Below are 23,000 nucleotides of genomic sequence, written 5' to 3'. Positions count from 1 at the left end.
CACCGCCCCGGCACGGTGCGTAGGGTGGACGACGAACGCAAAGCCTCACGGCAGCGCAAAAACAGGGAGCAGAATCTTGAAGAAAATCCTCGCCGCGGCGGCCTTCGTCTGCCTCGCCGGACTCACGGCCTGCAGCGTAACCACGCGCGCTCCGGAGGGCGCTACTGCGACGACTACTTCCATAACATCCAGCGCCGCACCTTCCCAGGCTTCGCCGTCGCGCCCTACCGGCGCATCCGCTCCCCAGGCCGGAAAGGTAAAGGAAGGCTGCGAGCTGTTCAATTCGCTCTTCGCCGAGTACAGAGCCAGCGAGCCGACGTCCAACGCCTACGAGGAGATCTACTCGAAGGCATGGAAAGCCAAGGACGGGTACACGGGAAACCTGAGGGGATTATTTTCGTCGCTGAGCGCCTTGACCATCAGCCACTCTGCCGTCGTCGGGAACGGCGGCCAACCGGACCAGGTCACCAAGGACGCCGTGCGTGACGCGGTCTTTGCGAACGCCGGAGCCTGCACGGCCGAGGGCGTGACGCTCACGCTCTGATGACGGATCTGCACCGAAAAAATCGGTGCTTGCAAAACGTGCGGTTGTGGGGTAGACACGTAATTGGTTTTGCCGTATCGTAGATATTTGCGTCTTCCCTGTTTACCTTCAGCCTTCATATAGCGGTGGGCTTTGCCTGGCAGCTGACCATCAACGTGCCGTCAACAACGTCATTGTATGGTCAGCCCCGGCCCCGGGTCATATAGCGGAACCGGATGGTAGCACTGCGGAGTCATTTCGCAGGGTGCACAGCGGGGGAGATCTGAAAACGCCTGAAGGTCTGTGGAAGGATCCCTCTTGGTCGCCTCGAGCACCTCTAATAACCAAACCGCTAACACCGCCGACAGCACTGATGGTGCCACTCGCCGGCTCTCATTCGCAAAGATTCACGAACCGCTTGACGTTCCGAATCTGCTTGCCCTGCAGACGGACAGCTTCGACTGGCTGGTCGGAAACGAACGCTGGCAGGCACGCGTAGCGAAAGCCGTCGAAGAAAACGACCTCAGCGTCGCCACCACGTCCGGACTGTCGGACATCTTCGAAGAGATCTCCCCGATCGAGGACTTCCAGGGCACCATGTCCCTGAGCTTCTCCGATCCCGAGTTCGCTGATCCCAAGTACACCATGGCCGAGTGCAAGGACCGGGACGCAACTTACTCGGCTCCGCTGTACGTCAAGGCCGAGTTCATGAACAACAACACGGGCGAAATCAAGCAGCAGACCGTGTTCATGGGCGACTTCCCGCTGATGACCGAGAAGGGCACCTTCGTCGTCAACGGCACCGAGCGTGTGGTCGTCTCCCAGCTGGTCCGTTCACCGGGCGCCTACTTTGAGCGCACCGCTGACAAGACCAGTGACAAGGACATCTTCACTGCCAAGATCATCCCGTCCCGCGGTGCCTGGTTTGAACTCGAAATCGACAAGCGCGATCAGGTCGGCGTACGCCTCGACCGCAAGCGCAAGCAGTCGGTCACCGTTCTGCTGAAGGCCCTCGGCTGGACCGAAGGCCAGATCCTCGAAGAGTTCGGCCAGTACGACTCCATGCGTGCAACGCTGGAGAAGGACGCCACCGAAACCCGCGAAGACGCGTTGCTGGACATCTACCGGAAGCTGCGACCGGGCGAGCCGCCCACAGTCGAGGCTGCCCAGTCCCTGCTGGACAACCTGTACTTCAACTCCAAGCGCTACGATCTGGCCAAGGTTGGCCGTTACAAGATCAACCGCAAGCTTGGCATCGACCGCTCCCTTGGTGACAAGGAAGCTTCGGTCCTGCACGTTGAAGACATCGTGGCCATGATCAAGTTCCTGGTTGCCCTGCACGCCGGCGAGAAGACCCTCACGGGCAAGCGCGACGGCCAGGACCACGAGCTGCGCGTCGAGATCGATGACATCGACCACTTCGGCAACCGCCGCATCCGCGCCGTCGGCGAGCTCATCGAGAACCAGGTCCGCACCGGCCTGTCCCGTATGGAACGCGTTGTCCGCGAGCGGATGACCACCCAGGACGTCGAAGCGATCACGCCGCAGACCCTGATCAACATCCGCCCGGTTGTCGCAGCCATCAAGGAGTTCTTCGGAACGTCCCAGCTGTCGCAGTTCATGGACCAGAACAACCCGCTTTCGGGTCTGACCCACAAGCGCCGTCTGTCCGCGCTTGGCCCGGGTGGTCTGTCCCGTGACCGCGCAGGCATGGAAGTTCGAGACGTCCACCCGTCCCACTACGGACGTATGTGCCCCATCGAAACCCCTGAAGGCCCGAACATTGGTCTGATCGGTTCGCTGGCATCCTACGGCCGCATCAACCCGTTCGGTTTCATCGAGACTCCTTACCGTCTCGTTTCCGAAGGCGTTGTGGCCGATGAGGTCCAGTACCTGACGGCCGACGACGAGGCAGAGGTCCTGATCGCACAGGCCAACGCTCCGCTGGACGAGAACAAGCGCTTCGCCGAAGAGACCGTCCTGGTCCGCGCCCGCGGTGGTGGAGGCGAGCCCGTGCTCGTTCCCGCCGCCGACGTCGAGTTCATGGACGTTTCCCCGCGCCAGATGGTGTCCGTGGCTACGGCCCTGATCCCGTTCCTCGAGCATGACGATGCCAACCGCGCACTCATGGGTGCCAACATGCAGCGCCAGGCCGTGCCGCTGGTCCGTTCCGAGGCCCCGTTCGTGGGCACCGGCATGGAACGTGCAGCCGCCGTCGACGCCGGTGATGTCACCATCGCCAAGAAGGCAGGTGTGGTTACCGAGGTCTCCGCTGAGCTGGTCATCATGCTCAACGACGACGGTACGGAAACCAACTACCGCATCAACAAGTTCGCGCGCTCCAACCAGGGCAACTGCTACAACAACCGCGTCCTGGTAAACGAAGGCCAGCGCCTCGAGGTCGGCGGCATCATCGCCGACGGCCCGGCAACGGACCAGGGCGAACTCGCCCTCGGTAAGAACCTGCTCGTGGCATTCATGTCATGGGAAGGCCACAACTTCGAGGACGCCATCATCCTCTCGCAGCGGATTGTTGCCGAGGACGTTCTTTCCTCCATCCACATCGAGGAGCACGAGATCGATGCCCGCGACACCAAGCTTGGTGCCGAGGAAATCACCCGTGACATCCCCAACGTGTCCGAGGAAGTCCTGGCAGGCCTGGACGAGCGCGGCATCATCCACATCGGTGCTGAAGTTGAAGCCGGCGACATCCTGGTCGGAAAGGTCACCCCGAAGGGTGAAACCGAACTGACCCCGGAAGAGCGCCTGCTGCGTGCCATCTTCGGCGAGAAGTCCCGCGAAGTGCGCGACACCTCCCTGAAGGTTCCGCACGGCGAGTCCGGCACCGTCATCGGCGTCCGCGTCTTCGACCGCGACAATGACGACGAACTGCCCCCGGGCGTGAACCAGCTGGTCCGCGTCTACGTGGCTGCCAAGCGTAAGATCACCGACGGCGACAAGCTCGCCGGCCGTCACGGCAACAAGGGTGTTATCTCCAAGATCCTCCCGATCGAGGACATGCCCTTCCTTGCCGACGGTACCCCCGTTGATATTGTCCTGAACCCGCTGGGTGTTCCGGGCCGTATGAACGTCGGCCAGGTGCTGGAAACGCACCTCGGCTGGGTTGCCAAGACCGGTTGGAAGATCGAAGGTGAGCCCGAGTGGATGAAGCAGCTGCCGAACCTGCCGCGCGAGAGTGGCTCCACCACTGTCGCAACGCCGGTGTTCGACGGCGCCCGTGAAGAGGAAATCACGGGTCTGCTGGATTCCACCAATGTCACCCGCGACGGCGACCGCCTGATCAACTCCTCAGGCAAGACCCGCTTGTTCGACGGCCGCTCCGGCGAGCCGTTCCCGGATCCGATCTCGGTCGGCTACATGTACATCCTGAAGCTCCACCACCTGGTGGACGACAAGATCCACGCGCGCTCCACCGGCCCGTACTCCATGATCACGCAGCAGCCGCTGGGTGGTAAGGCACAGTTCGGTGGCCAGCGCTTCGGTGAGATGGAAGTTTGGGCGCTGGAAGCTTATGGCGCCGCGTACACGCTCCAGGAGCTCCTCACGATCAAGTCCGATGATATCCATGGCCGCGTGAAGGTCTACGAAGCCATCGTCAAGGGCGAGAACATCCCCGAACCGGGCGTTCCTGAGTCCTTCAAGGTCTTGATCAAGGAAATGCAGTCGCTGTGCCTGAACGTGGAAGTACTTTCCACGGACGGAACCACAATTGAAATGCGTGACTCTGATGACGCAGTCTTCACGGCTGCGGAAGAACTGGGCATCGATCTGTCTCGTGCAGAGCCCAGTTCCGTAGAAGAGGTTTAGCAGGCTGATGTCCGACGGCGGGTGACCACCCGCCGTCGGATGTCACCTCCCTCCTCCCGCAACCCAAGACTTCAGAATTTAGAGAACAAGAGAGAACAGGGACCATATGTCCAGCGAATCCTCCTTCGGCCTCATGCAGATCGGCCTCGCCACCGCGGATGACATCCGTGGCTGGTCTTACGGCGAGGTTAAGAAGCCGGAAACCATCAACTACCGCACGCTCAAGCCCGAGAAGGACGGCCTCTTCTGCGAGAAGATCTTCGGCCCTTCCCGCGACTGGGAATGCTACTGCGGTAAGTACAAGCGCGTGCGCTTCAAGGGCATCATCTGCGAGCGGTGTGGCGTTGAAGTCACCCGCGCAAAGGTCCGCCGTGAGCGCATGGGCCACATCGAGCTGGCCGCCCCGGTCACGCACATCTGGTACTTCAAGGGTGTTCCGTCCCGCCTGGGCTACCTCCTTGACCTGGCACCGAAGGACCTCGAAAAGGTCATCTACTTCGCCGCCTACATGATCACCAGCGTCGATGCCGACAGCCGCCACGAGGAACTGCCCAACCTTCAGGTTGAGCACGACATCGAGAAGAAGCAGCTGATCGACAACCGCGACTCCGACATCGCCACCATCGCCCGCGACCTCGAAAACGAGATCGCGCGCCTCGAAGGTGAAGGTGCCAAGGCTGCCGACAAGAAGAAGGCCCGCGACTCCGCCGACCGCCAGATGGCGAACGTGCGCAAGCGTGCCGACGCCGAAATCGAGCGCCTCGAGCAGGTCTGGGACCGCTTCAAGAACCTGAAGGTCGCTGACCTCGAAGGCGACGAAGGCCTCTACCGCGAACTGCGCGACCGCTACGGCATGTACTTCGAAGGCTCCATGGGTGCCGAAGCCATCAAGAAGCGTCTTGAGAACTTCGACATGCAGGCCGAGTCGGACCTGCTGCGCGACATCATCGCCAACGGCAAGGGCCAGCGCAAGACCCGCGCCCTGAAGCGCCTGAAGGTGGTCAACGCGTTCCTGACCACCAACAACAGCCCGCTCGGCATGGTTCTCGACGCCGTCCCGGTGATCCCGCCGGAACTGCGCCCGATGGTCCAGCTGGACGGTGGCCGCTTCGCGACCTCCGACCTCAACGACCTCTACCGTCGCGTGATCAACCGCAACAACCGCCTCAAGCGCCTGCTTGACCTCGGCGCGCCGGAGATCATCGTCAACAACGAGAAGCGCATGCTTCAGGAAGCTGTTGACAGCCTCTTCGACAACGGCCGCCGCGGCCGTCCGGTCACCGGACCGGGCAACCGTCCGCTGAAGTCCCTGAGCGACATGCTCAAGGGCAAGCAGGGCCGTTTCCGCCAGAACCTCCTCGGCAAGCGCGTGGACTACTCCGGCCGTTCGGTCATCGTCGTCGGCCCGCAGCTGAAGCTGCACCAGTGCGGCCTGCCCAAGCAGATGGCTCTGGAGCTCTTCAAGCCGTTCGTGATGAAGCGCCTGGTTGACCTCAACCACGCACAGAACATCAAGTCGGCCAAGCGCATGGTTGAGCGTTACCGTCCGCAGGTCTGGGACGTGCTGGAAGAGATCATCACCGAACACCCGGTGCTGCTCAACCGTGCACCTACCCTGCACCGCCTCGGCATCCAGGCGTTCGAACCGCAGCTTGTTGAAGGTAAGGCAATCCAGCTCCACCCGCTGGTTTGTGGCGCCTTCAACGCTGACTTCGACGGCGACCAGATGGCAGTCCACCTGCCGCTGAGCCCCGAAGCCCAGGCCGAGGCACGCATCCTGATGCTGTCCTCGAACAACATCCTGAAGCCGTCCGACGGCCGTCCGGTCACCCTGCCTTCGCAGGATATGATCATCGGTCTCTACCACCTGACCACCAAGCGTGTCGGTTCAGCCGGCGAAGGCCGCGTCTTCTCCTCGGTATCCGAAGCCATCATGGCCTACGACCTCCGCGAACTGCACCTGAACTCGCAGGTCAGGATCCGTCTTGAAGGCTTTGTTCCTTACGCAGGCTGGGAAGCTCCGGAAGGCTGGGAGGCCGGCCAGCCGGTACTCGTCCAGACCTCCCTGGGCCAGGTCATCTTCAACCAGACCCTGCCCGAGGACTACCCCTGGGTTGAGAACGTTGCGGACAAGGGCGAACTGTCCACGATCGTCAACGACCTCGCCGAGCGCTACCCGAAGGTCATCACGGCGGCAACGCTGGACAACCTGAAGGACGCCGGTTTCTACTGGGCCACCCGGTCCGGCGTTACCGTCGCCATCTCGGACATCGAGGTACCCAAGGACAAGCCGCGGATCCTTGCCGGCTACGAAACCATGGCTGCCAAGATCCAGGGCCAGTACGACAAGGGCCTGATCGACGACGACGAGCGTCGCCAGGAACTGATCGAGATCTGGAACAAGGCAACAAACGAAATCGCCCAGGCGATGCGTGACAGCCTGTCCCCGATGAACACGATCAACCGCATGGTGTCCTCCGGTGCACGTGGTAACTGGATGCAGGTCCGTCAGATCGCGGGTATCCGTGGCCTGGTGGCCAACCCTAAGGGTGAGATCATCCCGCGCCCCATCAAGTCCTCCTACCGCGAGGGCCTGTCGGTGCTGGAATACTTCATCGCCACGCACGGTGCCCGTAAGGGTCTGGCTGACACCGCGCTGCGTACCGCCAACTCGGGTTACCTGACCCGTCGTCTGGTGGACGTTTCGCAGGACGTCATCGTCCGTGAAGAGGACTGCGGCACCGAACGCGGCCTCGTCACGCCGATTGCCGTTCCGGACGCCAACGGCGAGCTGGTCCTGGACGAGAACGTCGAGAACAGCGCCTACGCCCGTACGCTCGCTGTTGATGTTGTGGACTCCAAGGGCAACGTCCTTGCGGCCGGCGGCACCGACTGCGGCGACGTCGTTATCGCCGAGCTGTTCGCAGCCGGTATCACCGAGGTCAAGGTCCGCTCCGTACTCACCTGTGAATCCAGCGTCGGCACCTGCGCCCTGTGCTACGGCCGTTCACTGGCCACCGGCAAGACCGTGGACATCGGTGAGGCCGTCGGCATCATCGCTGCCCAGTCCATCGGTGAGCCCGGTACCCAGCTGACCATGCGTACGTTCCACACCGGTGGTGCTGTTTCCGCCAGCGGTGGCGATGACATCACCCAGGGTCTGCCCCGTATCCAGGAGCTCTTCGAAGCCCGTACTCCGAAGGGTGTCGCACCGATTGCTGAAGCAGCCGGCCGCATCGCCATCGAAGAGTCCGAGCGCCAGATGCGCCTGGTCATCACCCCGGATGACGGATCTGAAGAGATCGCATACCCGGTACTGCGCCGTTCACGCCTCCTCATTGAGGATGGCGAGCACGTCACGGTAGGCCAGAAGCTCATCAACGGCCCGGTTGATCCCAAGCAGGTTCTGCGCATCATGGGTCCCCGTGCCGCGCAGAAGTTCCTGGTGGACGAGGTCCAGGGCGTGTACCGCAGCCAGGGCATCGGTATCCACGACAAGCACGTCGAGGTTATCGTCCGCCAGATGCTGCGCCGCGTCACGGTCATCGAGTCCGGCGAATCGGACCTGCTGCCCGGCGAGCTCGCCGAGCGCAGCCGCTTCGAGGAGGCCAACCGCCGCGTTGTGTCCGAGGGCAAGACTCCGGCTTCCGGACGTCCCGAGCTCATGGGCATCACCAAGGCGTCCCTGGCCACCGAGTCCTGGCTGTCCGCAGCTTCCTTCCAGGAGACCACCCGCGTCCTGACGCAGGCGGCCATGGAAGGCAAGAGCGATCCGCTGCTCGGCCTCAAGGAGAACGTCATCATCGGTAAGCTGATCCCGGCCGGCACGGGTCTCCCGCGCTACACCGAGGTCACCGTGGAGCCCACCGAGGAAGCAAAGGCCAACCTGTTCACCGGCCCCAGCGCGTTCAGTGACTTCTCGTACGACTCCCTGGGCGGCGACGGAGCTCCTGAGTTCCACGCCATCCCGCTGGATGACTACGATCTCGGAAACGACTTCCGCTAGCGCCTAAAGCAACGCGGGGTCACTTACGGCCCGGTCCACACCCTGGATCGGGCTCAAAGTGACCCCGCGTTGCTGTTTAAGTGCTGGAAGACTCTGAGGAAGGCCGACGGCGGCACCCGGCTTCCGCCGTCGTCCGCCATACACCCGATTAAGGCTCAGGATCAAGCCGTGCTAGAATTTTGGTAATTGTTCTGTGTGGCAGTGGATGAAGGCCGCCGCAGCATCATTTTGGTTTTGTTCTCATGATGCTGGGTGTGAGCTTGTTTCCGGGTTGCGGGCTAGGTGCGCGACGAATGCCACTCTTTTGCACGCCTAAGCAAGATTCGAGACGCCAAGGCTGCAGGGACAACGCCAAAACCGATGCAAGCACGGCTGACGCCTGAATGTGCCGGTAGAGATCAAACCAACGGAGAACACGAGAGTGCCTACGATTAACCAGCTGGTCCGCAAGGGCCGCACGCCTAAGGTCAAAAAGACCAAGGCTCCTGCCCTGAACGGCAGCCCGATGCGCCGCGGTGTTTGCACCCGCGTTTACACCACCACCCCCAAGAAGCCGAACTCGGCTCTGCGTAAGGTCGCACGTGTGCGCCTCAACGGTGGCGTTGAAGTTACCGCTTACATCCCCGGCGTAGGCCACAACCTGCAGGAGCACTCCATTGTGCTCGTTCGCGGCGGTCGTGTTAAGGACCTTCCGGGTGTCCGCTACAAGATCGTCCGTGGCGCCCTCGATACCCAGGGTGTGAAGAACCGTAAGCAGGCACGCAGCCGCTACGGCGCAAAGATGGAGAAGAAGTAATATGCCTCGCAAGGGTCCGGCCCCGAAGCGGCCGCTCGTACTAGATCCCGTTTACGGCTCCCCCTTGGTCACGCAGCTGATCAACAAGGTGCTGGTTGACGGCAAGAAGTCCACCGCAGAACGCATCGTTTACGGTGCCCTCGAAGGCGCCCGCGCCAAGTCCGGCGGCGACCCCGTAGCAGCCCTCAAGAAGGCCATGGAGAACGTCAAGCCTTCCCTCGAGGTCCGCTCACGCCGCGTCGGTGGCGCCACCTACCAGGTTCCGGTTGAGGTCAAGCCAGGTCGCTCTACCGCCCTCGCACTGCGCTGGCTGGTTGGCTACTCGAAGGCCCGCCGCGAGAAGACCATGACCGAGCGCCTCCAGAACGAAATCCTGGATGCCTCCAACGGTCTCGGTGCCGCTGTGAAGCGTCGCGAAGACACCCACAAGATGGCCGAATCCAACAAGGCCTTCGCACACTACCGCTGGTAATAACTCCCGGACGCCGCCGGCTCACCTGAGCCGGCGGCGAACGTGTAGTCCATCCGAAAGGGAGACACCGTGGCACAGGACGTGCTTACCGACCTTAGTAAGGTCCGCAACATCGGCATCATGGCTCACATCGATGCCGGCAAGACCACCACCACCGAGCGCATCCTGTTTTACACGGGTGTGAACCACAAGATCGGCGAAACGCACGACGGCGCTTCGACCACTGACTGGATGGAACAGGAGAAGGAACGCGGCATCACCATCACGTCTGCCGCCGTGACCTGCTTCTGGGAAAACAACCAGATCAACATCATCGACACCCCCGGCCACGTTGACTTTACCGTTGAGGTTGAGCGCTCACTGCGCGTCCTCGATGGCGCTGTCGCCGTCTTCGATGGCAAGGAAGGCGTGGAGCCGCAGTCCGAGACTGTGTGGCGCCAGGCTGACAAGTACAACGTCCCGCGCATCTGCTTCGTCAACAAGATGGACAAGCTCGGCGCTGACTTCTACTTCACCGTCGACACCATCATTGGCCGCCTCGGTGCCAAGCCGCTCGTTATGCAGCTGCCGATCGGAGCCGAGAACGACTTCATCGGCGTCGTCGACATCCTGGAAATGCGCGCGCTGGTCTGGCCGGGCGACTCCAAGGGTGACGTCACCATGGGTGCCAAGTACGAGGTCCAGGAGATCCCGGCTGACCTCAAGGAAAAGGCCGAAGAGTACCGCGCAGCGCTCGTTGAGACCGTTGCAGAGTCCTCCGAGGAGCTCATGGAGAAGTACCTCGAAGGCGAAGAGATTTCCGTCGAGGAACTCAAGGCTGGCATCCGCAAGATGACCATCAACTCCGAGCTCTACCCGGTCTTCTGTGGTTCCGCGTTCAAGAACCGTGGCGTTCAGCCGATGCTCGATGCTGTCATCGACTACCTGCCGAACCCGCTCGACGTCCCGCCGATGATCGGTCACGATCCCCGCGACGAAGAGAAGGAGATCGTCCGCGCGCCTTCCTCTGAGGAGCCGTTCTCGGCTCTGGCGTTCAAGATTGCCGCGCACCCGTTCTTCGGCCAGCTCACCTTCATCCGCGTGTACTCCGGTCACGTGGAAGCAGGCGCACAGGTGGTCAACTCCACCAAGGGCAAGAAGGAGCGCATCGGCAAGCTGTTCCAGATGCACGCCAACAAGGAAATGCCCGTTGACGGCGCTACCGCCGGCCACATCTACGCAGCGATCGGTCTGAAGGACACCACCACGGGCGACACCCTGTGCGACTCCGCCAACCAGATCGTTCTCGAGTCCATGAGCTTCCCGGAGCCCGTGATCTCTGTTGCCATCGAGCCGAACACCAAGGGTGACCAGGAGAAGCTCTCCACGGCCATCCAGAAGCTCTCCGCTGAGGACCCGACCTTCCAGGTCTCCCTCAACGAAGACACCGGTCAGACCATCATCGCCGGCATGGGCGAGCTCCACCTGGACATCCTGGTGGACCGCATGCGCCGCGAATTCAAGGTCGAGGCCAACGTCGGCAAGCCGCAGGTCGCGTACCGCGAAACCATCAAGAATGTTGTTGCGCGTCACGATTACACGCACAAGAAGCAGACCGGTGGTTCGGGCCAGTTCGCGAAGATCCAGATTGCCATTGGGCCGCTGGACACTTCCGAGGGCGAGCTGTACGAGTTCGAGAACAAGGTGACCGGTGGCCGTATTCCTCGCGAATACATCCCTTCGGTTGACGCTGGTATCCAGGATGCACTGAACGACGGCGTCCTGGCCGGCTACCCGGTTGTTGGCATCAAGGCGACGCTGATTGACGGCGCTTACCACGATGTTGACTCCTCGGAAATGGCGTTCAAGATCGCCGGCCGTATGGCTTTCAAGGAAGCCGCACGCAAGGCGAACCCTGTCCTGCTTGAACCGCTGATGGATGTCGAGGTCCGCACCCCTGAGGAATACATGGGTGAAGTTATCGGCGACATCAACTCCCGCCGTGGCCAGATGCAGTCCATGGAAGATGCACAGGGTGTCAAGGTCATCCGTGCGCACGTCCCGCTGTCCGGCATGTTCGGCTACATCGGTGACCTGCGTTCAAAGACCCAGGGCCGCGCTGTGTACTCCATGACGTTCCACAGCTACGCCGAGGTCCCGAAGGCATTTGCCGACGAGATCATCCAGAAGAACCGCGGCGAGTAGTCTTTACGGCTTCGCAGCAAAAACTCGGGTGCGTTTCCGGTTGACGGAAGCCACCTGGTGCAGGTGGCCGGGTCCCGGTCGGATGCAGTCCGGTCAAGCCGGGCCGCGGCCATCTGCACGAACAGGCTCTAGGCACTAGTATTAGTTCCTGAATCTGCAATTTCACCAATCCAAAGCCCCCCAAGTAGACTTGCTTGAGTTTCTGCCGCGACAAGCGCGGTTGAAGGGTAAGTCATTTGAAAACGTTCTAGGAGGAACCTGTGGCAAAGGCAAAGTTCGAGCGGACTAAGCCGCACGTCAACATCGGCACCATTGGTCACGTTGACCACGGTAAGACGACGCTGACTGCCGCCATTTCCAAGGTGCTGTACGACAAGTACCCGACTCTCAACGAGAAGCGTGACTTCGCGTCCATTGACTCTGCTCCCGAAGAGCGTCAGCGCGGCATTACCATCAACATCTCCCACGTTGAGTACCAGACCGAGAAGCGCCACTACGCACACGTAGACGCCCCGGGTCACGCTGACTACATCAAGAACATGATCACCGGTGCTGCACAGATGGACGGTGCAATCCTCGTGGTTGCCGCCACTGACGGCCCGATGGCACAGACCCGCGAGCACGTTCTGCTCGCCCGCCAGGTTGGCGTTCCCTACCTGCTGGTCGCGCTGAACAAGTCCGACATGGTTGACGATGAGGAACTGCTGGACCTCGTTGAAATGGAAGTTCGTGAGCTCCTGAGCTCGCAGGGCTTCGATGGCGACGAAGCACCGGTTGTCCGCGTTTCCGGCCTGAAGGCTCTGGAAGGCGACCCGGAGTGGGTCAAGTCCGTCGAGGAGCTCATGGAAGCTGTCGACAACTCTGTTCCGGACCCCATCCGCGACCGCGACAAGCCCTTCCTGATGCCGATCGAAGACGTCTTCACGATCACCGGCCGTGGCACCGTTGTTACGGGCCGCGCCGAGCGTGGAACCCTCGCCATCAACTCCGAGGTCGAGATCGTCGGCATCCGCCCGATCCAGAAGACCACGGTTACCGGTATCGAGATGTTCCACAAGCAGCTCGACGAAGCATGGGCCGGCGAGAACTGTGGCCTCCTGCTCCGCGGTCTGAAGCGTGATGACGTAGAGCGTGGCCAGGTTGTCGTCAAGCCGGGTTCCATCACCCCGCACACCGACTTCGAGGCCAACGTCTACATCCTTTCCAAGGACGAAGGCGGACGTCACAACCCGTTCTACTCGAACTACCGCCCGCAGTTCTACTTCCGCACCACGGACGTAACCGGCGTTATCACCCTGCCGGAAGGCACGGAAATGGTTATGCCTGGCGACAACACTGAGATGACCGTTGCGCTCATCCAGCCCATCGCCATGGAAGAGGGCCTCGGCTTCGCTATCCGCGAAGGCGGCCGCACCGTTGGTTCAGGACGCGTTACCAAGATCATCAAGTAATACTTGCTGATCTGATGTTGGCAGGCCGCATGACGGTCCGCTGACACTTATCAACAGCCCCGCTGCGTATCTACGCGGCGGGGCTGTTGTTTGCTATCGTTAATCCAATCACTGGATTAATTGTGCGGACTGATCTGCGCCGGAGGTATCACGTTGAGGAACGAATCTTATGAGGCGGGATACCGCGCCGGTCATCTCCAGGGATGGCTTGATGCCGTGGCCAAACTCCAGGCAGCGGGGCAACTGGGTACAGGCCGCGGCGCGCCGTCCCAGCCGCTCCCCGACGTGCCGCCGGCAACAGGAAGTACGACGGCGGCACGCGGCGGCGTGCCTGCGCCGGCTCCGGTTCCGGTCGCCGACGTTCCGGTTGCGTTGACACCTCCATCACCCTGGGCTGAAGTGTCGCCGTTGCCGCCTGCAGCGCCGCAGGCATGGCCTGCACGCGTAACCATCCAGGCGCCGTCGCCGTCGCCGTCGCCGGCCGCTGCCTTCCAGAGGTACCCGGAGACGCCGGCCGAGCGCCAGGCGCGACGCGAAAAGCGGGACCGCCAAAACATCAACATCACCCTCTACGTAGCCAGTCTTCTCCTGGTGGCGGCCGCTGCCTTGTTCATCGGCACAAGCCTTCCGCCCATGATGCGGTTCGCGGGGGTCGTCACCGTTACCGCGTTGTTCTACGGCGCGGGTTTTGTACTCCATTCCCGGGTGCCGCGGCTCCGGCCGGCCGCGGTGGCGTTCGCCGGCACCGGACTTGCCCTCGTTCCGGTGATGGGCCTGGCGCTGTACAACTTTGCCCTGCCAAACGGTCCTACAGCCTGGCTGTTGACGTCGTTAGTGGGCACCATGGCCTACGTCGCGGCGGCTGTCCGGCTGGAGAGCCGGGTGCTGGTTTACCTATCGCTGACCTTCCTCGCTTCCACGGCGTTCTCCGGAGTCTCCGTCCTCGGCGGCGCCTTGGTTTGGTATTTCGCGTCGCTGATCGGTGTGGCTGCATTGCTGACCGTCCTTGCCCTGGCTCGGCCCGGCTGGCTGCCGCCCGTCTATGTCCGGCCGCTGATGGTCCTGCACCCCTACGTGGTTCCGGCGGTGGCTGCCGCTGCCACCTGCGTGCCCCTGTACCTGGACAAGGCCGAATACGCGCTCATCATTGCTTTGTGCGGGGTCTATTTCGCATTGATGTCTGTTGTCCCGGGGCCGTGGCGGCTCCGCAACTTCTACGCCGCCCGGGCTGCCCTGACTGTAGCGGCCGCCGTCGCGATCTGGGACTTGACCGGCCGGGGGAGCGATGCCCTGCTGACGGCCAGCGTCCTGCTCGCTGTCCAGGTGCTGGGCGTGGCGCTGTTGTCCGCCCGGCTGGCGGACGTATTTGTCGGCCCGCAGCTTCCCGGCCGGCGTGCCGGAGGTCCTCAGAGGGCTTCCCACGGTCCTGCCGCCGGCGCTTCCCGCAGTGGTGCCGGTGCCCGCTGGCAGACTGATGCCGTGGTCACCTTTGCGGTGCAGCTGGCGGCCACGGTGGCCTTTGGGGCTGCCCAGGAAGTCGCCAGGTTCGTCCAGTTATTTGTCAGGGAGGGTCTGGCGGACAGGGAGCTGGCAGTGCCGCTGTGGATTCCGGTGGCCTGCTCGCTCGCCGCTGGCATGGTGCTGGCTGCCAGATGGCGTGGCCGCACCGAGTGGGGGCCGGTAGCTGCCCTTGCCATGGCGGGGCTGGCAAGTGGGCCCATGGGCGAGTGGCCCTTGGCCGTGATGCTTCTTCTGGGCTCCGGTTATTGGGCTGTCCGCGGAGCCTTCTCGGCAGGAACAGCCCGTGGACGGCATGTTTTGGGAGCCCGGGCAGCACTCACGCTCGCTGTGCCCGTGACTGTGGCGGCCGTGATGGGGCAGGGGCCAGGGCGGGATGAAGCCTCGGCGTTCGCACTTTTGCTAGCACTGGTGTGCCAGCAACTCCTTACCGCCGCCCTGCAGCGTTCCGGGGTGTCCGCTTTTGCCCCGCAGGCCACGCTGGGAGCATTCGGGTCCGCGGGAGCCTTGGTTCTGGTCGCGCTGCCGTTCCTCGAGGCCGCACCGGACCACGCCCTGACGGCCGTGGCCCTGATGATTCAACTGCTGGCGGCCCTCGGGGTCGGGGCGATGCTGCTTCCGCGGCCTGCTGCGGAGAAGGACTGGTCCGCGACTGTGTGGGAAGCGGTGCCGCTGGCCTTGTCCGTGGGTGCTGTTGCCGTGGCTTTCCAGGCGGTCTCGCAGGGTGCCGGAAACGTGGCGCTGCTCTTCGTGGTCGCCTATCTGGTGATCACGGCGAAGCGCCTGCCGCTGCGCCAACACCGCTGGGCCTACTGGTGGTTCGCCCGGGCGGCAGCAACGGTCCTCACCATGACGGCCTTTGACCAGCTGCAGCGGGACGCCGGCGCCGTGGTCATCGGGGATGAGGCGGTGCGCCCCGCCTTGGTCCTCGTCACGGTACTGGCACTCCAGCTGTGCCTGCCGCTGGTGGCGGCAGCACGCCGTCGTGCTCCCCGCGGGATTGCCGCAGACGCTGCCGCAGTGATCCTCGTTCAGCTGGTGGCCACTGCCCTTCTGGCGCAGGCCGATTCCGCAGGATGGCAGCACACCTCCGCTACGGTACTTGCGGCCCTGGGCGGCGCTGCGTCAGGCTACTTCCTCCGCCGCGAGGCAGGTGCCCTCTGGTTGGCGCCGTTCGCGTTCGGCTCACTGCTGGCCTTCAGTAACGGCAGCCTCCTGATCGTTGAACTGGTCCTGGGTATCTTCGCCGTCTACAGCACGCTGATGGTGGTGGCGGAGCCGCAGCGTGCCTGGAAGGGCTGGTACTTCGTCGCCGCCCGGGTTCTGACCGCAGGCCTGGCGTTGGTACTGAGCTATGACATCACCGCTTCAGCCACCGTGGTTTCCGTGACCTTTGCCCTGGTGCTGGCCGCCCAGCATGGAGTCCGTTGGGCGATGCGCGCACGGCTGGCCGAGGTCCCGTACCAGCAGGCTGCAGTCTGGATCACGCTGGCGGGGCAGGCCATCCTGCCTCTCGTGTATCTGGCGGGACAAAGTGCCGCCAGGCTGCCGGCACAGCATGACGACGGCGGCCGCTGGGTGGTGCTGTTCGAGCTGCTCCTGCTTCTTGTCTCTGCAGCCGTGGCCCGCAAACTGTTCACAGCCCGGGGTTCCCTTTACTTTGCTGTGTATGCGGCACTGTTCGGAGTTCTCGCGCTGGGGCCGCTGGTCACTTTCGGCGGGACGTTCCTGGTCTCCGCGGTGTTCAGCCACACCGGGACCGCTGCGGTGCTGCTGACCGTAGCGTTGCTCGCCGTTGCGGCCGGAGCCCTTCGACGCAGCCGCAACGTGGACGCTGGAGATATTGAGCATTGGCTCTGGTTGGTGACCGCCGGCTCCTTCGCTGGCGCGGGCCTGGTCGTCTCCCCGTTGGCGGCAGGCTGGGTGACGGGTGCTGCTGTTCTGGTTCTGGCCGTGGTGTTGTTTGCGGCTTCGCACGTCGAGGACCAGGCGCTGCTGTACCCACCGGCAGCATTGGCAACGCTCTGGGGTGCCATTGCACTGGCGGGGGAGGCGCTCCCGGATACTGCCGGAGCCTGGGGCGGTTTCTTGCCATGGTTGGCAGGCGCGGCCCCGGCCTCGGTTGCACTCTATGCTGGGCGGCTGATTCGCGGTGACGCGTTGGACGCCAGCCGCCTGGACGTGGGCCGGGTGGACGTGGGCCGCGTGGACGCCGGCCCGCTGGAAGGCGATCCGGTGCGTCGCTGGTCGCTTGCGGGCGGCGCCTTCCTGGGTCTGCTCCTGGTGGCCATGGCGGGAGTTAGGCATGACGTCACCTCCTGGACGGCCGCAGCGGTCCTGGCCGCCGCCGTCGGAATCGCCTACCGGGAGGCCCCTGCAAAGGCGCGGCGGATTGCCCTGGAGGTGGGTGCCCTGGCTCTTACGGCAGCGGTCCAGCGCGCCGCCATCTTTGCCCTGGATGTGCCGGTCAGGCTGAATGGCCGGGTGTTCGCTGGCCTTCCCGATCCGTTCTGGGTGGCTCAATGGTACGTAGTCCTGGGCGCTGTCCTCGGCGGGTGCCGCTACGTCTCCGGCCATCAGCAGGCCGGACGGTTCCTGGTGGGTGCCGCTGCCGGGCTGTTGTCGCTGGGTGCTCTGGGTGTCGTGTTCGGCGGAACCGGTGCGCAACAGTTGTGGGTGCTGGTCCTGCTGGCGCTGCTGCTGGTGGCTGGCCTTGTTGCGGGCGAGCGGATGTTTGTCTGGTGGGGCGCGGCCGGTGTGGCGGCCTGCATTCTGTGGGCGATGAGGAATTACACGTTCCTGCTCCTTGCGGTGATAGCTGTGGGGCTGATCGCCTTTGCGGTCTGGCGCTTGAACCGCGGCCCGGCCGGCGCGGGACCCGACGCGCCCGCGACCGCGCCCGCGACCGGGCCCGGGACCGGGCCGATCGCTGGACCGGCAGACGGTCCGGCACGTGGGCCGGACCCCTCGACCGGCCTCTGGCTTGGCAGTGACAGGGAGCAGTCGACGGAAACAGGGGACAGGCGGCCGGCGAGAGGGGGAGAGTTCCGCGGTGACAGGAAACCGCCCCGAAGGCACTGATACTGTTGCTAACAGCGAGAGGAGTACATCATGGAATGGCTGATTTTTCTGATCATCGTGGCTGCCGTGGTCGCCGGAGGGTTCTGGGCCAAGAAGTATTTCCGCAACGAGATCGACCGCGCCAAGCGCATTAACCGCGCCAACAAGAACCAGTAACCGGGCCTCAGTCAGCCAACGGTTTCCGGGCCCGGCTGAGCGCCCTGTACCAATAGAACGACTCCTTCGGGGTGCGTTCCAGGGTGTCAAAATCCACGTGCACCAGGCCGAAGCGCTGTGAGTATCCGGCAGCCCATTCAAAGTTGTCCATCAAAGTCCACACATAGTAGCCGCGAAGATCGACATCTTCGGCGATGCCGCCGGGGGCTGTTGCCTCCAGCGCGTGGTGCAGATGGCCCGCGAGGTAGTCGATCCGCTGACGGTCATCAATGGGGCCCGTCACGTGCTCCGGCTCCGGGAAGCTGGCGCCGCTTTCAGTGATGTAGAGCGGCGGCAAGGCGTCCCGGTAGCGGTCCTTCAGTTCGCGCAGCAAAATTCCCAGGTGGTCAGGAGCCACTGGCCAGCCGAAGCCCGTCGTCCCGTACTCGTCGAACGGCACCTGATGGGCCGGGATCCGGATCATCGCTTCTGCCGGCACCGTGAGGTCGTCGCCGGTGCCCTGGCCGGCAGCCACCTTTACCGGCTGGTAATAGTTCACGCCGTAGAAGTCCACGGGCTGGTGGATGGTGCGCAGATCGGCGTCGGAAATCCTGGGCAGGGAACGCAGCCACGGCTTCGCGAGCCTCAGCGAGGAGGGGTACCGGCCCAGGAGAATCGGATCGGCATAGATCCGGTTCAACATCAGGTCGAATACTTTGGCGACAACCCTGTCCCTGATTCGTCTGGAGGCCGGCCGGACGGGGGAGTGTAGGTTGGTTACACCGATGCCGCCCCGGACGCCCTCCGCACGCAGCGCCTGAGTGGCCAAGCCGTGGGCAAGCAGTTGGTGGTGCACCGCGGGGAAGGCGTCAAAGAGGAGGTAACGTCCGGGCGCATGCGTGCCTAGGGCGTAGCCGTTCAACACCACCGAGGCCGGCTCATTGAGCGTGACCCACTGGTCCACCCGGTCACCAAATCGCCTGCCGGCCGCGGCCGAGTATTCAGCAAACCGCTCCGCGGTGACCCTGTTCATCCAGCCGCCGCCGTGCTCTAGGGGCAGCGGCGTATCCCAGTGGTACAAAGTGGCCATGGGGGAGATGCCCGCTTCAAGGAGCTGGTCGATCAGGCGGTCGTAGAAGTCCAGGCCCTGCGTGTTGAACGCGCCGCGGCCCTCCGGCTGGATCCGCGGCCAGGAAATGGAAAAGCGGTAGGAGTCGACGCCGAGTTCCCGCATGAGCGTGACATCTTCGGCCGAGCGGTGGTAGTGGTCGCAGGCCACCGCAGGTGAGTGGCCGTCCCAGATGGCGCCCGGCTTCTCCACGAAGGCATCCCAGCCGGAGGGGCCCCGGCCGCCGGCGGCCAGACCGCCCTCGATCTGGAAAGCGGCGGCTGCTACTCCCAGGGTGAAGGTGCGGGGCAGCCGACCTGCCAAATCCTGAATGGAAACGTCATTTTCGACGGTCATCCCCCCATCATCCATTCGGAAGTTGACGAAGGCAATGACTTCCAACTGGGTAGCAGCAGATGTCGTTATGGACCCTCAAACCGGCATCTGCTGCTACCCAGTTGGGGGAGCGGCCGGCAGATTCGCTTCTCCGGATAATATCCGGCATACTAGATGAGTTGTTCAAGCGCTTCTTCGTGTCCCGATCCGGATAATGCCGGGTGTCAGGGTCCAAGTGGAAGACCAAACATAACCCACTCCCCATGGAACTGCGGATTTGTATGCGTGCTAAGCGCGACACGCCCGACCGCGGGGGTCGGTTACGTCGGCAGGTTGAGGAACCCGGATTTATCCGGATTCAGCTTGTGCGGCGGGTGGTAGTTCAGACTTCAAATGCTTCGGCAGCCACATGCAACACGAATAGTGAACAGAGCAGCCCTACTCAGAGCAGCACTAACGAAAGAGAGTCAGGCGACATGGCGGGACAAAAAATCCGCATCCGGCTGAAGTCATACGACCACGAGGTCATTGACGTTTCAGCCCGGAAGATCGTTGAGACGGTCACGCGCGCAGGCGCAACGGTAGTTGGCCCTGTGCCGCTGCCTACGGAGAAGAACATCTACTGCGTAATCCGCTCTCCGCACAAGTACAAGGACAGCCGCGAGCACTTTGAAATGCGCACGCACAAGCGTCTTATCGACATCATCGATCCCACGCCGAAGGCTGTTGATTCGCTTATGCGTCTCGACCTGCCGGCCGACGTGAACATCGAAATCAAGCTGTAGGGAGGTGCTGAGAGACTATGACCGCAACCCGTAACGTAAAGGGCCTGCTGGGCACGAAGCTCGGCATGACCCAGGTCTGGGACGAGAACAACAAGCTCATCCCCGTCACTGTGGTCCAGGCAGATTCGAATGTCATCACCCAGCTGCGCAACGCAGACACTGATGGCTACGTCGCTGTACAGATCGGCTACGGCCAGATCGATCCCCGCAAGGTCACCAAGCCGCTGGCTGGTCACTTTGAAAAGGCAGGCGTCACGCCTCGCCGCCACGTCGTCGAACTGCGCACTGCAGATGCTGACACTTACGAGCTGGGCCAGGAGCTTTCTGTTGAGCTCTTCGAAGCCGGCCAGAAGATCGACGTTATTGGCACCACCAAGGGTAAGGGCTTCGCCGGTGTTATGAAGCGTCACGGCTTCCACGGCGTTGGAGCTTCCCACGGTGCCCACAAGAACCACCGTAAGCCCGGTTCAATCGGTGGCGCATCCACCCCGAGCCGCGTCTTCAAGGGCATGAAAATGGCCGGCCGCATGGGCGCCGTTCGTCACACCACGCTGAACCTCACGGTTCACGCAGTTGACGTCGAGAAGTCGCTGCTCCTGATCAAGGGTGCCGTCCCCGGCGCCCGCGGCCAGGTCGTACTCGTACGCACCGCCGTGAAGGGAGCCTAGTTCAATGACTAGCACTGTCAAGGTTGACCTGCCCGCAGAGATCTTCGACGTTCAGACCAACGTGCCGCTGCTGCACCAGGTCGTCGTTGCCCAGCTCGCTGCTGCTCGCCAGGGTACCCACAAGACCAAGACCCGCGCCGAGGTTTCCGGTGCAGGTCGCAAGCCGTTCAAGCAGAAGGGCACCGGCCGCGCCCGTCAGGGTTCAATCCGTGCTCCTCACATGACCGGTGGTGGCGTTGTCCACGGTCCCACACCGCGTGACTACAGCCAGCGCACCCCCAAGAAGATGATTGCTGCTGCACTGCGCGGCGCACTGTCTGACCGGGCACGCAACGGTCGCATCCACGTTGTTGCTGAACTGGTGGAGGGCACCAAGCCGTCCGTCAAGACCGCACTGGCAACGCTGCGCGGAGTTTCCGAGCGCAAGAACCTGCTGGTTGTCATCGAGCGCGCCAACGATGTTGCAGCACTTTCCGTGCGCAACCTCGCCGGAGTTCACGTTCTGTACGCAGACCAGCTGAACACCTACGACGTACTCGTCTCTGACGACGTTGTCTTCACCAAGGCTGCCTACGAAGCATTCGTTGCTGACAAGGCAGTGGCAAAGAACGAGGAGGATGCCAAGTGAGTGCAGCCACCATCAAAGACCCGCGCGACGTCGTGCTTGCACCCGTCGTATCGGAAAAAAGCTACGGCCTGATCGATGAGGGCAAGTACACCTTCCTGGTGGACCCCCGCTCGAACAAGACCGAGATCAAGCTGGCCGTGGAGAAGATTTTCTCCGTCAAGGTCGAATCGATCAACACCATCAACCGTGCCGGTAAGCGCAAGCGCACCAAATTCGGATGGGGTACCCGCAAGAACACCAAGCGTGCAATTGTGAGCCTCAAAGAAGGCACCATCGACATCTTCGGCGGTCCGCTCTCGTAGCGGAGACCACTTTAACGAGGAAATAAATTATGGGAATCCGTAAATACAAGCCGACTACCCCGGGCCGTCGTGGCTCGAGCGTAGCGGACTTCACCGAAATCACGCGGTCGACTCCGGAAAAGTCGTTGGTACGTCCGTTGCCCAAAAAGGGCGGCCGTAACAACACCGGTAAGATCACGACCCGTCACAAGGGTGGTGGCCACAAGCGCCAGTACCGTCTGATCGACTTCCGTCGCCACGACAAGGACGGCGTCAACGCCCGCGTTGCCGAAATCGAGTACGATCCGAACCGCACGGCTCGCATCGCCCTCCTGCACTACGTTGATGGCACCAAGCGTTACATCATCGCCCCGAACAAGCTGTCCCAGGGTGACGTCGTAGAGGCAGGTGCCGGTGCTGACATCAAGCCCGGTAACAACCTGCCCCTGCTCAACATCCCGGTCGGTACCGTAATCCACGCAGTCGAACTGCGCCCGGGTGGCGGCGCCAAGATGGGCCGCTCCGCCGGCGCATCGATCCAGCTTGTTGCCAAGGAAGGCCGCTTCGCCCAGCTGCGTCTGCCTTCCGGCGAAATCCGCAACGTTGATGTGCGCTGCCGCGCAACCATCGGCGAGGTCGGCAACGCCGAGCAGTCGAACATCAACTGGGGCAAGGCCGGCCGTATGCGGTGGAAGGGCGTTCGCCCGACCGTCCGTGGTGTCGCCATGAACCCGGTTGACCACCCGCACGGTGGTGGCGAGGGTAAGACGTCCGGTGGACGTCACCCCGTCAACCCGAACGGTAAGCGTGAGGGCCGCACCCGCCGCCCGAACAAAGAGAGCGACAAGCTTATTGTGCGTCGTCGTCGTACTGGCAAGAACAAGCGATAGGAGCCTGGACACATGCCACGCAGCCTGAAAAAAGGTCCTTTCGTTGACCAGCACCTCTTTGTGAAGGTGGACAGGGAAAACGAAAAGGGCACCAAGAACGTCATTAAGACCTGGTCCCGCCGTTCGATGATCATCCCCGACATGCTCGGGCACACGATCGCCGTACACGACGGACGCAAGCACATTCCGGTGTTTGTCACTGAGTCGATGGTCGGGCACAAGCTCGGCGAATTCGCTCCCACGCGGACATTCCGCGGCCATGTCAAGGACGACCGTAAGGGCAAGCGCCGCTAGGCGCCTGCACTTACGT

The 23,000-nt window shown here is 62.8% G+C and carries 16 protein-coding genes; 15 read left to right on the top strand and 1 reads right to left on the bottom strand.

Translation table 11 applies throughout. The annotated features are described in order from the left end of the window. Nucleotides 1-76: 76 nt before the first annotated feature. From IAQ70_RS00425 to IAQ70_RS22985, 9 genes are all read left to right on the top strand, one after another. Entirely contained in the window at nt 77-544 is a 468-nt protein-coding gene (locus IAQ70_RS00425) for a hypothetical protein (protein ID WP_190987330.1), read from the top strand. Nucleotides 545-841: 297 nt separating this feature from the next. After that, nucleotides 842-4,351, top strand: a complete 3,510-nt coding sequence (rpoB, locus tag IAQ70_RS00420; protein WP_190987329.1) for a DNA-directed RNA polymerase subunit beta — start codon at nt 842-844, stop codon at nt 4,349-4,351. Between the two features lie 106 nt (nt 4,352-4,457). Further along, nucleotides 4,458-8,357 (top strand): DNA-directed RNA polymerase subunit beta', encoded by a 3,900-nt coding sequence (locus IAQ70_RS00415; RefSeq protein ID WP_190987328.1) that lies wholly within the window; start codon nt 4,458-4,460, stop codon nt 8,355-8,357. 421 nt (nt 8,358-8,778) lie between these two features. Further along, a complete protein-coding gene (gene rpsL / locus IAQ70_RS00410; protein ID WP_011692814.1) occupies nt 8,779-9,153 on the top strand; it encodes a 30S ribosomal protein S12 in 375 nt (124 codons plus the stop codon). A gap of 1 nt (nt 9,154) precedes the next feature. Next, nucleotides 9,155-9,625 (top strand): 30S ribosomal protein S7, encoded by a 471-nt coding sequence (gene rpsG, locus IAQ70_RS00405; protein ID WP_011692813.1) that lies wholly within the window; start codon nt 9,155-9,157, stop codon nt 9,623-9,625. Nucleotides 9,626-9,694: 69 nt separating this feature from the next. Continuing rightward, nucleotides 9,695-11,809 carry an elongation factor G gene (fusA, locus tag IAQ70_RS00400; protein WP_190987327.1) on the top strand — a complete coding sequence of 705 codons (2,115 nt, stop codon included), beginning with the start codon at nt 9,695-9,697 and terminating at the stop codon, nt 11,807-11,809. Between the two features lie 260 nt (nt 11,810-12,069). Further along, the gene (gene tuf, locus IAQ70_RS00395; RefSeq protein WP_190987326.1) at nt 12,070-13,260 is read left to right on the top strand and encodes an elongation factor Tu; all 1,191 of its coding nucleotides are present in this window, start codon (nt 12,070-12,072) and stop codon (nt 13,258-13,260) included. 216 nt (nt 13,261-13,476) lie between these two features. Beyond that, a complete protein-coding gene (locus tag IAQ70_RS00390; protein ID WP_190987325.1) occupies nt 13,477-17,859 on the top strand; it encodes a hypothetical protein in 4,383 nt (1,460 codons plus the stop codon). A gap of 30 nt (nt 17,860-17,889) precedes the next feature. Continuing rightward, entirely contained in the window at nt 17,890-18,015 is a 126-nt protein-coding gene (locus IAQ70_RS22985) for a hypothetical protein (RefSeq protein WP_263406468.1), read from the top strand. A 7-nt stretch (nt 18,016-18,022) separates the two neighbouring features. Here the strand turns inward: IAQ70_RS22985 and IAQ70_RS00385 are convergent, their stop codons facing one another. Next, nucleotides 18,023-19,459, bottom strand: a complete 1,437-nt coding sequence (locus IAQ70_RS00385) for a GH1 family beta-glucosidase (RefSeq protein ID WP_190987324.1) — start codon at nt 19,457-19,459, stop codon at nt 18,023-18,025. Between the two features lie 455 nt (nt 19,460-19,914). On the opposite strand from IAQ70_RS00385, the gene rpsJ reads away from it, so the two are divergent. Genes rpsJ through rpsS form a run of 6 tightly spaced genes read left to right on the top strand, consistent with a single transcriptional unit; the run spans nt 19,915 to nt 22,984 of the window. Next, nucleotides 19,915-20,223: a 30S ribosomal protein S10 gene (rpsJ, locus tag IAQ70_RS00380; protein ID WP_038464699.1), complete on the top strand. Its 309-nt coding sequence runs from the start codon at nt 19,915-19,917 to the stop codon at nt 20,221-20,223. Nucleotides 20,224-20,240: 17 nt separating this feature from the next. After that, entirely contained in the window at nt 20,241-20,891 is a 651-nt protein-coding gene (gene rplC, locus IAQ70_RS00375; protein WP_108599010.1) for a 50S ribosomal protein L3, read from the top strand. A 4-nt stretch (nt 20,892-20,895) separates the two neighbouring features. Next, a complete protein-coding gene (gene rplD / locus IAQ70_RS00370; RefSeq protein WP_190987323.1) occupies nt 20,896-21,519 on the top strand; it encodes a 50S ribosomal protein L4 in 624 nt (207 codons plus the stop codon). Beyond that, nucleotides 21,516-21,821 carry a 50S ribosomal protein L23 gene (rplW, locus tag IAQ70_RS00365; RefSeq protein WP_018773664.1) on the top strand — a complete coding sequence of 102 codons (306 nt, stop codon included), beginning with the start codon at nt 21,516-21,518 and terminating at the stop codon, nt 21,819-21,821. Before rplD ends, rplW begins: the two co-directional genes overlap by 4 nt. 29 nt (nt 21,822-21,850) lie before the next feature. Next, a complete protein-coding gene (gene rplB, locus IAQ70_RS00360) occupies nt 21,851-22,690 on the top strand; it encodes a 50S ribosomal protein L2 (RefSeq protein WP_164205891.1) in 840 nt (279 codons plus the stop codon). 12 nt (nt 22,691-22,702) lie between these two features. Then, on the top strand, nt 22,703-22,984 hold the full coding sequence (gene rpsS, locus IAQ70_RS00355; protein WP_011692805.1) for a 30S ribosomal protein S19: 282 nt from the start codon (nt 22,703-22,705) through the stop codon (nt 22,982-22,984). Nucleotides 22,985-23,000: the final 16 nt, after the last annotated feature.

It is taken from the genome of Pseudarthrobacter sulfonivorans (assembly GCF_014712225.1).
GTDB lineage: Bacteria > Actinomycetota > Actinomycetes > Actinomycetales > Micrococcaceae > Arthrobacter > Arthrobacter sulfonivorans.
The sequence above is the reverse complement of the archived record's forward strand: the minus strand, read 5'-3'. Positions and strand labels throughout refer to the sequence as shown.